Origin of the sequence: Pseudomonas sp. HY2-MNA-CIBAN-0224 (assembly GCF_040310285.1) — a bacterium.
Classification (GTDB): Bacteria; Pseudomonadota; Gammaproteobacteria; order Pseudomonadales; family Pseudomonadaceae; genus Aquipseudomonas; species Aquipseudomonas helleri.
Genome location: NZ_JBEOPQ010000035.1, coordinates 40,659 through 54,753 on the forward strand (window position 1 = coordinate 40,659; position 14,095 = coordinate 54,753).

General features: G+C 59.5%; 11 protein-coding genes. All 11 read right to left on the minus strand.

The window, feature by feature from the left end; all coding sequences use genetic code 11:
- Positions 1 to 21: 21 nt before the first annotated feature.
- The 11 genes from AAEZ03_RS16295 to AAEZ03_RS16345 all read right to left on the minus strand — a co-directional run bounded on the left by AAEZ03_RS16295 (position 22) and on the right by AAEZ03_RS16345 (position 14,007).
- On the minus strand, positions 22 to 372 hold the full coding sequence (locus AAEZ03_RS16295; protein ID WP_350579988.1) for a flagellar protein FlaG: 351 nt from the start codon (positions 370 to 372) through the stop codon (positions 22 to 24).
- Positions 373 to 444: 72 nt separating this feature from the next.
- Entirely contained in the window at positions 445 to 2,160 is a 1,716-nt protein-coding gene (locus tag AAEZ03_RS16300; protein WP_350579991.1) for a flagellin N-terminal helical domain-containing protein, read from the minus strand.
- Between the two features lie 354 nt (positions 2,161 to 2,514).
- The gene (locus AAEZ03_RS16305) at positions 2,515 to 3,444 is read right to left on the minus strand and encodes a ketoacyl-ACP synthase III (protein WP_350579994.1); all 930 of its coding nucleotides are present in this window, start codon (positions 3,442 to 3,444) and stop codon (positions 2,515 to 2,517) included.
- Positions 3,445 to 3,805: 361 nt separating this feature from the next.
- Entirely contained in the window at positions 3,806 to 5,395 is a 1,590-nt protein-coding gene (locus AAEZ03_RS16310) for a flagellar hook-associated protein 3 (protein ID WP_350579997.1), read from the minus strand.
- 14 nt (positions 5,396 to 5,409) lie between these two features.
- Positions 5,410 to 7,455, minus strand: coding sequence for a flagellar hook-associated protein FlgK (gene flgK / locus AAEZ03_RS16315; protein ID WP_153392203.1), 2,046 nt, complete (start codon positions 7,453 to 7,455; stop codon positions 5,410 to 5,412).
- A 10-nt stretch (positions 7,456 to 7,465) separates the two neighbouring features.
- A complete protein-coding gene (flgJ, locus tag AAEZ03_RS16320) occupies positions 7,466 to 8,722 on the minus strand; it encodes a flagellar assembly peptidoglycan hydrolase FlgJ (protein WP_350580000.1) in 1,257 nt (418 codons plus the stop codon).
- Positions 8,723 to 8,732: 10 nt separating this feature from the next.
- Positions 8,733 to 9,842 carry a flagellar basal body P-ring protein FlgI gene (locus tag AAEZ03_RS16325; protein WP_048371451.1) on the minus strand — a complete coding sequence of 370 codons (1,110 nt, stop codon included), beginning with the start codon at positions 9,840 to 9,842 and terminating at the stop codon, positions 8,733 to 8,735.
- A gap of 11 nt (positions 9,843 to 9,853) precedes the next feature.
- Complete coding sequence (gene flgH / locus AAEZ03_RS16330) at positions 9,854 to 10,549, minus strand: flagellar basal body L-ring protein FlgH (RefSeq protein ID WP_048371453.1); 696 nt, start codon at positions 10,547 to 10,549, stop codon at positions 9,854 to 9,856.
- A gap of 21 nt (positions 10,550 to 10,570) precedes the next feature.
- A complete protein-coding gene (gene flgG / locus AAEZ03_RS16335) occupies positions 10,571 to 11,356 on the minus strand; it encodes a flagellar basal-body rod protein FlgG (protein ID WP_048371455.1) in 786 nt (261 codons plus the stop codon).
- A gap of 46 nt (positions 11,357 to 11,402) precedes the next feature.
- Positions 11,403 to 12,143 carry a flagellar basal body rod protein FlgF gene (locus AAEZ03_RS16340; protein WP_048371638.1) on the minus strand — a complete coding sequence of 247 codons (741 nt, stop codon included), beginning with the start codon at positions 12,141 to 12,143 and terminating at the stop codon, positions 11,403 to 11,405.
- A 301-nt stretch (positions 12,144 to 12,444) separates the two neighbouring features.
- Positions 12,445 to 14,007 (minus strand): sigma-54-dependent transcriptional regulator, encoded by a 1,563-nt coding sequence (locus AAEZ03_RS16345; RefSeq protein WP_048371457.1) that lies wholly within the window; start codon positions 14,005 to 14,007, stop codon positions 12,445 to 12,447.
- Between the last annotated feature and the right edge of the window lie 88 nt (positions 14,008 to 14,095).

The window sequence follows — 14,095 nt, forward strand, 5'->3', positions numbered from 1 at the left end:
CCATCACATTTCATGCCACCTTCAAACGCTGGCGTTAAAAAGCAGGCTATTGGGGTCTGCCAGATTTTGCGCCAACTTGAGGGCCACTTCTGAAGGTAGCTGGCGAATCACTTCACCGCTTTGGGTGGCGATGACCTTGACCACCATGATGCCGGTGGTGTCATCAATCGAAAAATCCAGCTGACGCTGGTGAGACTGCGCGAAGTCGCGTAAATCACTGACCGCTTTTTCAACCTCGATACGCTCAGGCGGCTTGCCTGGCGGCACGATATCACTGACATCAGCCCTGGCAATGGCAGCCGGTGCTGGCGCGGGGCTGGACGGCCCAGCGGCGGTTGGGTAGGCGGAATTCAGTTTGATGCTCATGTCCATGTCATCACCTCACCACTGAAAAAACAAAAGGGCACGTAAACGCGCCCTTCCGTTATCAACCGTGCGCTGAAATTACTGAAGCAGCTTCATCACAGCGGATGGCAGTTGGTTCGCCTGAGACAGGATCGCGGTGGATGCCTGTTGCAGAGTTTGTTGCTTGGTCAGTTGAGCGGCTTCGGATGCGAAGTCAGTGTCCTGAACACGACCCAGCGCAGCGGTCGAGTTCTCGGAGATGCTTTGCAGGTTAGCCACGGTGCTGTCGAAACGGTTTTGTACGGCACCCAGTGCAGAGCGCTGAGAGTCGATTTGCTGGATGGCATCACCCAGCGCCTGAATGGTGCGCTGAGAGTCAGCAGCGGTCAGGATGCTCAGATCAGAAACGGTAGTTTCTACGGTGGTGGCTTTGTTGGTAGCAGCCGTTGAAGCAGCTGTCAGCCCCAAAGCTTCCAGACCTGAACCTGCAGCACCATCCTTGATTGAAATGTCCTTGTTTGAGAACAACTTCAACGTACCGTCGTCATTTTTGCTAGCCGTAACGCCGGTGCTGGCGCTGTTGATCGTCGACACGATGCTGTCAGTGGTGTCGCCTTTCTTGAACTTGACTTCAACGCCATTCAGCTCAATCGAAGTGTCTTTTGTCAATTTAGCCTGAGAAGTGCCTGCCGAGAGACCCAACTGAGCCAAGGAGCCGCCAGTGGTGTTTGCAAGCTTGATGTCTTTACCGTCGGTGGAAGTTACTGTAACGCGGCCATCGGTAAGAGTAGCTGTAGCCTTATCTCCTGCTTGAGCTGCAATTTTTCCAAGCACTTCACTCATCTTTTCAGTTGCTTTCCAAGCAACTGCTTTGCCATTTACTGAGATTTCACCGGCCTTCCCTATAACAGTGTCTTTATCAGGAGTTGTTGCAGGTGTATTAGCTGCAAGCCCACCCAACGCTGCCAGAGGGGTGCCTGCGGCATTGGCAAGAGTAATAGCCTTATCAGACTTTAAAGTTAGCTTTCCATCCTCAACAGATGCAGTAACGCCAGTATTCGCAGTTTCAGCATTTATTGCTCGCTGAGCCTCTGTAAGAACATTCGCCCCACCAGTAGCAGCAATCGCAGCATTAAAAGAGATCGTCACGTTGTTAACAGTCAGCTTGTCCGTATCAGCAAGCGTAGCAGCATCGCCCACAGCTGCACCACTCGTGACACTGGCTCCAGCTAAAGAAGCACCAGTTGTAGTAGCACTCAACCCCTTCAGCGCAGCACCACTGGTGCTAGCCTCACTGTAAGAACCCTTCAAGCCCGTAGCACTGATATCTGTCATACCAAACGAAATAGTCTGGTTGGCATCAGCGCCCACTTGGAAAGCCTGGTTCTGGAACGAACCGTCCAGGATGTTACGGCCACCAAAGGTAGTGGTTTGAGCAATACGGGTCAGCTCGCCGGTTTTGGCGGTGAATTCTTGTTGCAGGGACGCACGGTCTGCGTCGCTTTTGTCACCGTTGGAGGCTTGCAGGGCCAGTTCACGCAGACGTTGCAGAATGTTGGTCGACTCTTGCATCGCGCCTTCAGCGGTCTGTGCAATCGAGCTGCCGTTGTTGGCGTTGGCGATCGCTACGGTCATGCCTTTGGTCTGCGAAGTCAGACGGTTGGCCATCTGCAGGCCAGCGGCGTCGTCTTTGGCGCTGTTGATTTTCAGGCCGGAAGACAGACGGGTCATCGAGGTGCTCAGCGCATCACCGGCTTTGTTCAGGTTTTTCTGAACGGTCAGGGACGTGACGTTGGTGTTTACGGATAAAGCCATGACGAAATCCTCATTAGATAAATACTGCGGCTTCCGGCCCTGGCAACCGCCGGGTGTGGCCTAGAGAACCTTCGTAATAGTTATCGTCGTGATGGCAGGATGCTTGAGGGCTTTTTTGATTTTTTTTACAGGCGGGGGTTCATGCCTTGTGTTTCAAGGGGTTGCGCGCGTAGACAAGCAGAGTCAAAACCTGTGGGAGCGGGCTTGCTCGCGATTCAAGCACCTTGCCGGGTCAGACGTATCGAGGTGCTGGCATCGCGAGCAAGCCCGCTCCCACAGGAGATTTCTGTTTCTTCACAATGCAAAACGCCCAAGGTTTTGCGGCCTTGGGCGTTTTGTGTGTCTGGCGAGTGCTTAGTCGCGATAGATGATCGCCGAGCCCCACGACAGGCCCACGCCGAACCCGCTCAGCGCGACGCGCCTCCAGGCGGCGTCCATCACGTGTTTTTCCAGCAGCAGCGGAATGCTCGACGACACGGTGTTGCCGGTCTCGACCATGTCTTTGATGAATTTCTCTGGCTCGCTTTCTTCAAAACGACGGGCCACGGCGTCAACAATCGCTGCGCTGCCCTGGTGGATGCAGAACGCGTCGATGTCTGTGGCTTTGAGTTCGGACTCGTCCAGCAGTTCGTGCAGGTGCGCCGGGACTTTGACCAAGGCGAAGTTGAACACCTGGCGACCGTTCATAAAGAACACGCCGTCGCTGACTTTCAGGTGCGGTGCGCCCGAGCCGTCGGTGCCGAATTTGGCTTTGCCCAGCTGCCAGGTGGCGTCTTCGCCCATCCAGGTGGCGGTGGCGGCGTCGCCAAACAGCATGGTGGTGTTGCGGTCTTCAGGGTCGACGATTTTGGAGTACGGGTCGGCGGTCACCAGCAAGCCGTTTTTCAGGCCCGCGGCTTCCATAAAGCCTTTCATGGCGTAGATGCCATACACGTAGCCCGAGCAGCCCAGGGAGATGTCGAACGCGGCCACGTGGGTCGGCAGGCCCAGCTTGTCTTGCACAATGGCGGCGGTGTGCGGCAGACCTTCGGCGTCACCGTTCTGGGTGACGACGATCAACGCGTCGATGGATTCACGCGAGAGCTGCGGGTTGTTGGCGAACAGTGCGTTGACGGCTTCTACGCACAGGTCTGAGGTTTCCTGGTCAGCATCTTTACGCGGCAAGAAGGCCGAGCCAATCTTGCCCAGAATGAAGTCTTCGTCCTTGGAGAACTTCGCGCCCTGAGCGTAGTTGTCTACGCCGTTTGCAGGCACGTAACTGGCGATGCTTTTAATGCCAATCATTGTGGCTTCCCAATACTAATAGCTGGAGATCACCCGCTCAGCTAACCGAGGGGCGTTGACAATAAGAGGGCTTCGTCGCGCAAAAACAGCGGCGAAATGGGCACCTGACACCTGCAAAAAACCACACAAATCAGCTGAAAATAGCCCGGCGCCCGCCCAAACGTTTCACACGATACAGTGAAGATGCGCGTTGTGACTCATAGGTCACTCTAATTTGTGTGGTTTTATACAAAAGATTTCAGAGAAGTTGTAGTCGCTGTCGAGGCACGAGGCTGCGATGCGGGCCGCTGGACCGCCAAAACAGGGGTCGCTTCGCAACCCATCGCAGCCTCGTGCCTCGTCAGCGACTACGGGATTTAGATCACAGCTGGTTGAACAGGCTGAGCTGGGAGATTTTGACGAACGCCAGTTGCGAGGCTTCGAGCATGGATTTCTGGAAGGCCAGTTGGGTGGCCGCGCTCGCGGTGTCGGTGTTGCCGATGGCCGCGGTGGTGGAGTCGTTGGCCAGGCCCATGCTGGTGTTTTCGTCGAATTGAATGTCTACCGCGTTCAACCGCGCACCGATTGAGCCTCGGGCGGTGTCGATGCTGGCGCTGGCGTTTTTCAGGTTGCCAATCGCGGTGTTGATGGCGTCACGCTGCATGCGCGAGGCCGCCGCGTCTTTTTCACTCGGCACCACCAACGCTTTGCGCAGCTCGCTGATGGTGTCCAGCGCGCTCTGGCTTTGGTGGTTGTTGTTGCTGACGACAAACTGGTCGCCCGAAGCCGGGGTGCCGGTGAAGTCAAATTTGACGCCCATGGCTTCCAGCGAGCCATCGGCCAGGGTGCCCTTGGCAATCGACTTGCTGCTGTCGGTCACCGGCTGCGCATAGACCTCGTACTCGGTGGCGCTGGTGAACTTGATCACCGCGCCATTGCTCGGAAAGCTGTCGCCGTAAGTGCCCGCGCTGGTCACGTTGGAGCCGGTGATTTGCGCCGTCGAGCTGTTGCTCGGGGTGCGCGAGGCATTGAAGGTGTCGGGCTTGGCTTGCAGGGTGAAGGTATGGCCCTTGACCGCCGCGTCCTGGTCGGTCGGGGCAATGTCCTTGAGGTTCAGGTTGATGTCAAAGGACACCCCGCGCAGGCTGATGCTGTGCGCGCCCTCTTTGGTCGAATCGAACACGCCGTTGCCCGGGATCTCCGAGGTCACGTCTTTGCCGTCGGCATCTTTGAGGGTGTATTGGGTGCTGCTGGTGAATTCAAGGGTATACGGCTGGCCTGCGGCAAAGCTCTTGTTGAACACCGCGCTGGAGGTCACCAGACCCGATGACACCGCAACCACGCCCTTGTCCGGCACCACCGCGCCATCCGGGTCGAGCATCGGCTGCAAGGTGCTCTGGGTGCGCCCGGTGTTTACCGAGTTCTCCATAAAGCTTTTGGCCGTGTCGCTGCCCGCCAGGGTCAGGGTGTCCGAGACCTTGAGGTTGAGCTGGGTGTCATCGCCCTGATAGATGTAGGTGCCATCGTTGTTGCGGATGTACGGCTGGGTGTCGGTCTTGGAGCCCGAGAACATGTAGTTGCCCGCGGAGTCTTTGCTGTTGAGCAGGCTGAACACTTGGTCTTCGATGCTGCCCAGCTCGTTGGCCACCGCCAAACGGTCGGCGTCGTTGGTGAGGCCGCCCGCCCGCAGCGCCAGCTCACCGGCTTTTTGCAGGGAATTATTGATGCTATCGAGCACGCTTTCCTGGTTGCTCAGCGACGACTTGATGCTGTCCATATTGGCGGAATACTGGCCCAGCATGTCCTTTTGCTGCTGCAATTGCAGCAAACGTGCGGCGCCCACCGGATCATCGGCAGCGGTCTGGATGCGCACGCCGGAGTCGATCTGCTGCTGGGTTTTGATCACCGACGAGAAGTTGTTCTGGTAGGTGGTGCTGGTCGACTCAAAAAACTGGGCAGTGGAAATACGCATCGTCGAGTGCTCCCTTAAAGACTGTTGATCAGCGTGCTGAAGGTTTCTTGCGCCGCTTTGATGATTTGCGACGATGCGGTGTAGTACTGCTGGAACTTGACCAGGTTGGAGGCTTCTTCGTCCAGGTTGACCTGCGACACAGAGTTGCGGGTTTGCGTGGCGTACGCCAGGGCGGCCGTGTTGGCGGTGCCGTCGACGCTGGCCTGGCTGGCTTTGCCGCCGACCTTGGAGACCAACTGGCTGTACGAGGTGCCGAGGCTCGCCCCGCCCCCGCCGCCGGTCACGCCTACGGTCTGTTTGGTTTGCAGGCCCAACAGTTGGTTGGCGTTGCTGTTGTCCGCCTTGCCGTCCTTGTTGAAGCGAATATCAAAGCTGTCCCCTTTGGCCGGGGAGCCGCTGAGGGTGGTGTCGAAGTTGACGGTTTTTGGCGTGCCGTCCGGGTTGGTCACCGCCGCGCCTGAGGCATCGAGCACCGGCACCTTGATCGTGACTTTGTTGTCCTGGCCCGGAACGATGGTGCCTTCGCCGATCTTCTCGCCCTTTTCATTGAGGATGCGATAGCCCTGGGTGCCGCCGCTGGCTTCGTCAAAGGCAATGCGTACTGGCATCGCGCCTTCGATTTCGCTTTGCGCTTTGCCCAAGTCCGCGCCGCCATAAATATTCAGCGCCTGCGACAGGCTCAGGCCGCTCGCGGCGCCGGTGCCGCTGTTGGAACCGCCTTTAACGGCCACCAAAGGCCCTGCGAACGCCAATTTACTGGCATCGGTCATTTGCACATTGAGGCTGCTGGCGCCATTGGCGGTGGGGCTGACTTTGAAGCTGTCGCCCTTGCTCAACGCGCCGCCATTGAGGCTCATGCTGAAGCCGTCGATCACCGCCGGCGGGTCTTGATCGAGCTTGAAGGCACCCATGTTGGTGCCGTCCGAGCGCTTGACCGTGTACTCGTTGTCGCTGGTGAACGTGACCTGATAGTCGTAGGTGGTCAGTGCACCGCTGTTGGTGATTTTTACGTCGAGGTTGCCCGAGCCTGCGCTGTTGCCGGTCGCGGCCAGGCTGCGCTGGCTGATCGCCTTGTCACTGTTGATGCTGCTGAACAGGGACGAGCCAAACTCGCCGTTGGCGTCCAGCCCCTGCCCCAACTGCTGATTGAAGGCATCGGCCAACACAATGGCCGTGCGCCCCAGTTCGTTGATGGACGGAGCCAGCACGTCTTCGCGATAACGCAGCAGGCCGCCGATTTTGCCGCCGGTGAGCACCGAAGTGACGTCGGAGCTGGACTGCGGGTAGTTGATCTGGATGCTGAACTGGCTTTTGTCGGTTTTGCCCGGCACCGCCGACAAGGTGTTCGAGGTATTGCCCTGCACCAGCGCCTGACCAGTGCCGAGGGTGATGTCGTACACATTGTCGTGCTCTTGAACCGACACCCCGACCAACTCGTTGAGGGTGCGCACTGCTTCGTTGCGGGCATCCATCAGGTCGTTGGGGGTGTTGCCCGCCGTGGTGGCCTGGGCAATTTGCTTGTTCAGCGAGGCGATGGTGGCCGTGTGCTGGTTGACCATCGAGGTCAGGGTGTCCAGCTGGCTGTTGATGCCGTCGTTTTGCTGATTGAGCTGAGTCGAAATCGAGTTGAAGCGGTTGCTCAGGGTTTGCGCATTGGTCAGCAGCAGTTGGCGCGTGGAGCTGTCGCCTGGCGCCCCGGCCGCTGTTTGCAGGGAGGCGAAAAAACTGTTCAGCGCCGACGACACACCGGTGCTTTTGTCCGAGAGCAGTTTGTCGATTGAACCGATCTGGTCGAGATACGCCTGGGCGTCGCCGTTGAGCGACGTGGTGGCTTGCAACTGGGCGTCGAGGTAGGAGTTGTACACCCGGCGTACGTCGGCCAGGGTGGTCCCGGTGCCGATAAACACCCCGCTCACTTGCTGCGAGCCCGCGCTGCTCTGCACCACTTGCTGACGCGAGTAGCCCGAGGTATTGGCGTTGGCAATGTTATTGCCCACGGTGGCCAAGGCCCCTTGGCTGGCGTTAAGCCCCGACATCCCGATGTTGATCAAACTCGCCATGGTTCAAACCTTATAAATGCGTGAGAGAACCCGTCGAGACGTAGCTCTGGTAGGTTTTCATTTGCTTGGCAATCTGCGAAATCTTGCTCGCGTACTCAGGGTCGGTCGCGTAACCGGCCTTCTGCAGTTCACGAACAAACTGCTCTGGTTTATCGGCTGCGTTGAGCACTTCTTTATAACGATTGTTGCTCTGCAACAGGGTCACCAGGTCGTGGAAGCTGTCTTGGTAGGAGTTGTAGGAACGGAAGTCCGCCGTCTCCTTGACCATCTGCCCGTCGCGAAACTCACTGGTAATGGCCCGCGCCTGCGCGCCCTGCCAATTGCCGGTGGCCTTGATGCCGAACAGGTTGTAACTGCTGTTGCCGTTTTGTTGACGCATGACCGATTTGCCCCAACCGGTTTCCAGCGCCGCTTGCGCCACCAGGTACAGCGGGTCAACGCCGATTCGGTCGGCCGCCTGCTGCGCCATCGGCAACATGGTGGCAACGAACGCATCCGGCGATTCAAAGGCTTGTTTGGCCGGTGCCAACGGCGGCTGGGCCACGGCGCGACCATAAATCTGCATGCGCCCGTGCACCCCGGAGGCGCTGAGCATCGGTTGACGGCTGCCCTTGATCACCGCGTCCAGCGCCGGGCTGGTGCGGCCCGGCACGGTGCTGGTGTTGACGGTTGAGCGCGGCGGGTCAGCCGACGGCACAATCCCGGCCAACAGGCGGTCGGTCAATTTGCTCGGTAACGCCAGACGACGTTGATTGAGCATCGCCATGTCATTTTTGTGCCCGCCATCGACCGCAGGCGTGGCCACCCGCGCAGCCCACAAGGCGCGCTGGCCGTTGGAGCGCACGAACGGGCTGTTGGTCGTGGTCGTCGCAGGCGCTGCGGCCTTGGTTTCGGCGGCCACCGCGGGCGTGGCGGGTACGTCACCCGGCACCACCGATTTGTTTTTCGACATCTGGCGCATCAATACGTCGGCCAAGCCAATGCCGCCGCCCTGGCGTGACAAAGTCACCGACAGTTGCTGGTCGTACATTTCCTGGTATTGCTTGGCCGCAGGCGTGTTCAGCGGGTTGTCCTTGCCCAGCACTTCGTTGGCCGATCGCATGGACTTGAGCATTTCGTTGAGAAACAGCGACTCGAATTCCTGCGCAACCTTGCGCATATTGCCGTCGCTGTTACGGTCGCCGACCTTCAGGTTGTTCAGACGATTGAGGTCGCTGAACGCCCCCGAATCGCTGTCACTGACGACGCCACTCTTACGCATGTCCATGCCGTTGGCCTCAGATCACGATCAGGTCGGCTTGCAAGGCGCCGGCCTGTTTCAGGGCTTCGAGGATCGCCATCAGATCCCCCGGCGCCGCACCCACCTGATTCACCGCCCGGACGATTTCGTCGAGGGTAGTGCCCGGGCCGAACTTGAACATCGGCTTGGCTTCTTGCTGGGCGTTGATCCGCGAGCGCGGCACCACCGCCGTCTGGCCGTTGGACAGCGGGCCCGGCTGGCTGACGATTGGGTCTTCGGTGATGGTCACGGTCAAGCTGCCGTGGGTCACCGCCGCCGGCGATACCTTGACGTTCTGCCCGATCACGATGGTGCCGGTGCGCGAGTTGATGATGACCTTGGCCACGGCCTGGCCCGGGTCCACTTCGAGGTTTTCCAGAATCGACAGGTAGTCGACGCGCTGGCTAGGGTCCAAGGGCGCGGTGACGCGGATCGAGCCGCCATCAATCGCCTGAGCCACACCCGGCCCCAGCAGGTCGTTGATCTTGTCTACCACGCGCTTGGCAGTGGTGAAGTCGGAACGGTTGAGGTTCAGGGTCAGGCTGTTGCCCTGGTTGAAACCGCTGGGCACGGCGCGCTCAACCGATGCACCGCCCGGAATGCGCCCGGCTGACGGTACGTTGACGGTGATTTTCGAGCCGTCACGGCCTTCAGCGTCAAAGCCGCCGACCACCAGATTGCCTTGGGCAACCGCGTAGACGTTGCCGTCAATGCCCTTGAGCGGGGTCAGCAACAGCGTGCCGCCGCGCAGGCTTTTCGAGTTGCCGATGGACGACACGGTGATGTCGATCACCTGCCCTGGCTTAGCGAACGCGGGCAAATCGGCGCTGATCGACACCGCGGCGACGTTTTTCAACTGCACGTTGCCCGAACCCGGCGGCACTTTGATGCCGAACTGCGAGAGCATGTTGTTGAAGGTCTGCAGGGTAAACGGGGTTTGCGTGGTCTGGTCGCCCGTGCCGTTAAGCCCGACCACCAGGCCATACCCAATCAATTGGTTGGAACGCACGCCCGAAATGCTGGCGATGTCTTTCAACCGCTCGGCGTGTGCGCCCAGGGTTGTCGACAGCAGCAGTACGGCTGCCAGCAGGTGCTTGAGATTCGGCATGGTCGGTCCGGTCAGAAAGGAAACAGTGGGCTAAGGAAGAAGCGGTCAAACCAGCCCGGCTGGCTGGCATCGGCAAACGAGCCCGTCCCCGAGTAGGTAATGCGCGCATCGGCCACGCGGGTCGAGGACACGGTGTTGTCGGTAGAGATGTCATCCGCCCGGACCAGCCCGGCGATTCGCACCAGTTCGTCGCCGGTGTTCAAGGTCATCCACTTCTCGCCGCGCACGGCGATGATGCCGTTAGGCAGAACGTCGGCCACTGTCACGGTGATCGAACCGGTCAGGCTGTTGCCCTGCCCGGCCTTGCTGTCGCCCTTGGTGGCACGGCTGCCGCTGTAGCCTGCGTTGAGGCTCAGGTCAGCACCGCCCAACGGGTTGTTGGTGGTCATGCCGCCACCGAACAGCGAGGTCAGGCCGATGTTGGTGTTGCTGTTTTTACCGATGGCCGAGTTGGCGTTTTTGCTCGCCTGGGTGCGCTCGTTCAAGGTGATGGTGATGATGTCACCCACCCGGAATGCCTTGCGGTCGCTGTACAGGTTCTGTTCAAAACCGGCCTGGTAAATCGAGCCGTTGTTCGCCGCAGCCGGCAGCGGCGTGCGCGGCAGTACCGGGGCGTAGTACGGATCGTTAGGACGTGGCGGCGGGCTGACACAACCCGCCAGAAAAGTAACGCCACCCAGTGCCAGAACAGAAATAAAGCGTTTCATGACCTCTCCCGCTTCACGTAATTACAGATTTTGCGTCACAAACGACAACATTTGATCGGCGGTGGAGATCACTTTGGAGTTCATCTCGTAAGCGCGTTGGGTGGTGATCATGTTGACCATCTCTTCAACGGTGCTGACGTTTGAGGTTTCGAGGGTGTTCTGCATGGTGGTGCCGAAACCGTTCAGGCCCGGCGTGCCGATTTGCGGCGCGCCGCTGGAGGCGGTCTCAAGGAACAGGTTGCCGCCCTGTGCCTGCAAGCCGGCCGGGTTGATAAAGTCGGCGGTTTGCAGGTTGCCGATGATCTGCGCAGCGGCGTTGCCGGGCACGGTGACCGACACGGTGCCGTCCTGGCCGACGGTGAACGTCTCGGCATCGGCAGGCACGACAATCGCTGGCTCCAGGGTGAAACCGCTGGCGGTGACGATCTGGCCGTTGGAGTCAAGGTGGAAAGTACCGTCACGGGTGTAGGCCGTGGTCCCGTCGGGCTGCATGATCTGGAAAAACCCACGGCCATTGATGGCCATGTCCAGCGGCTGCTCGGTGGTTTGCAGGCTACCGGCGGTGAAGTTCTTTTGTGTGCCGACAATGCGCACACCGGTACCCAGTTGCAGGCCGGAAGGCAGCTCGCTGTCTTGGGTCGATTGCGCGCCGGGCTGGCGTTTGATCTGGTAGAGCAAGTCCTGGAACTCGGCACGATCACGCTTGAAGCCGGTGGTCGAGACGTTGGCCAAGTTGTTGGAAATTGTCGTCAGGTTGGTGTCTTGTGCAGCCAAACCCGTTTTTGCAACCCACAGTGCCGGAAGCATGCGTGCTCTCCTCGTGCGCCGGTTTTTCGGCGCAACGTGTCAGTAATTAGCTCATGGCCAGGACGCGAGTCATGGCCTGGTCGTCTTCTTTGGCGGTGTTCATCATTTTGATGTGCAACTCGAACTGCTTGGACAGGGCCAGCACCGAGGTCATCTCTTCGACGGCATTGACGTTGCTGGCCTCCAGAAACCCGGAGGTCACCCGCACATTGGCGTCGAATGGCGCAGGCTGGCCGTTGGCGGTGTGGATCAGGCCGTCGAGGCCTTTAGTCATGGAGCGCAGGTCAGGTTGAACCAGCTTGATGCGGTCCACTTCAGCCATCACGCGCGGGCCCTCGCCCATGGCGCGAATGCTGATGGTGCCGTCTTCGCCCACTTCAATTTGTTGCTGCGGCGGCACGGCGATCGGCCCGCCGTTGCCCATGACCGGCATGCCGTTGCCGGCTCGCAGAATGCCCAGCGAGTCGACATTCATGCTGGCGGTGCGCACATAGGCTTCGCTGCCATCGGGCGCCTGCACGGCCAGCCAGCCATCGCCTTTGACGGCGATGTCCAGGTCACGCCCGGTTTGCACCAGCGCACCCGGCGTGAAATCCGTGGCAGGTCGCTCGGTCATGGCAAAGGCCCGCGCGGGAAAGCTGTCGCCAAACACCGGCATTGAGCGCGCCTGTTCCAGATCGCGCTGAAAGCCGTTGGTTGAGATGTTCGCCAGATTGTTGGCATGTGCCTTTTGCGCCAGAGCATTCTGGCTGGCGCCGGTCATTGCCACATAAAGGTACTTGTCCACACTCATTCCTCTGCCTGACGGACGCTTGCCGCCCACCGCTGTACTGAATGGGTACTAGCAATTTGCGCACCAACTTTTTATTGACGGTGAAAAGGCCGTGCTCGTGGGGTTTGAGGGGGGTTATATGGCGTCACAGAAATGGCAAAACGGCGTGGTTATGCCGGTTGCGGCAAAGGGCGGCCTGTACGGCACAAAAAAACGGTGGGAGCGGGCTTGCTCGCGATGCAAGCGACTCGGTGTACTTGACACTGCGCATCGTTCCAATCGCGAGCAAGCCCGCTCCCACAAGGTTTTCGCGTTTTTAATCCCGACCAGGCTTGATGATGTCGTGCTCGCGCAGTTTGTTGGCGATGGTGGTGTGGGATACGCCCAAGCGCTTGCCCAGCAGGCGGCTGCTCGGGTGTTCGGAGTACAGGCGCTCCAGCACGGCTTTTTCAAAGCGCCCGACGATTTGATCCAGCCCGCCTTCCATCGAGAACTCACCCAGCGGCTGGCGCACGCCGTAGTCCGGCAAGCGGATGTGTTCGGCCTTGACCACGCCGCCATCGCACAGCGACACCGCCTGGAACAACACGTTTTCCAATTGCCGCACGTTGCCCGGCCAATGGTAGTGGCTCAAACGGTCCATGGCCGCCGGAGCGAGGCGCGGCAACGCACAGCCAATTTGCCGACTGGCCTGATCGAGAAAATGCTCGACCAACGGCTCCAGGCCATCCAGGCAATCGCGCAACGGCGGGATGTGCAACGACAAGACGTTAAGGCGGTGGTAAAGGTCCTGACGGAATTCGCCACGGGCGCACAGCTCAGACAAATCCACCTGCGTGGCGCACATCACGCGCACATCGAGGTAGACCTCTTCGTCGCTGCCGACACGGCGAAAGCAACCGTCCTGCAGAAAACGCAGCAACTTGACCTGCAAACGCGGGCTCATTTCGCCCACGCCATCCAGAAACAACGTACCGCCTGCGGTCAGTTCCAACAGCCCCAACTTGCCCTCGGCCCGCGCCCCTTCGAATGCACCCGGCCCGTAGCCGAACAGTTCGGTTTCGGCCATCGACTCGGGCAAACCGGCGCAGTTGAGCGCCATCAGCGGCGATTGCCCCCGCGGGCTGGCCAAGTGACAGGCGCGAGCCAGCAATTCTTTGCCGGTGCCGGTTTCGCCTTCTATTAATAGAGGCGCATCCAGCGGCGCCATGCGTCGGGCTTCACGGACCACCGCGGCCATGACTTTTGAGCTTTGGAAAATGCTGTCGAAGCCGCGCAACTCCTGCTTGCGCACGTTGTAGATCTGCTCACCCAGACGGTCGGCCCGGTGCAAGGTAAGCACCGCGCCAGCCATCGCTTCGCTGTCATCGTGTTCCAGTTGCAGCGGCGCGATGTCAGCGAGGAACACATGCCCCTTGATCTTGACCCGCAGGCCATTGATCCGCGATTTGTTGGCCCGCACCAGCTCCGGCAAGTCGAAGTCTTCGGCGTAGCGCGACAGGGCAATACCCGGCACTTCATCGACGCGTACGCCGAGCAACTGCGCCGCCGCACGGTTGGCCGCCACAATCGAGCCGCCCATGTCGATGGACAGCACGGGGAATTCCAGCGCACCGAGCAAGGCGTTGAGTTCCATATGCCTGCGCTCGCTAGGCATCAGCCCTACACGTTTGACGCCAAAAACCCCGGCAATGGTTTCAAACTTCGGGCGCAGTGCCTGGAACTGAAGGTTGATCAGATTTGGGCAAAACAGATAGATCGCATTGCCCTGATCGCCGCCCACCTCGCCGCGCTTGACGTTGATGCCGTAGGCCACCAACAGGTTGAGGATGTCACGCAGGATGCCAATCCGGTTTTGGCAGTGGACTTTGATACGCATGGGGCAAGGCTCGGCAATTGATCTGCTAACTGTAGGAGCGAGCTTGCTCGCGATCTTTTAAAAAGATCAAAAGATCGCGAGCAAGCTC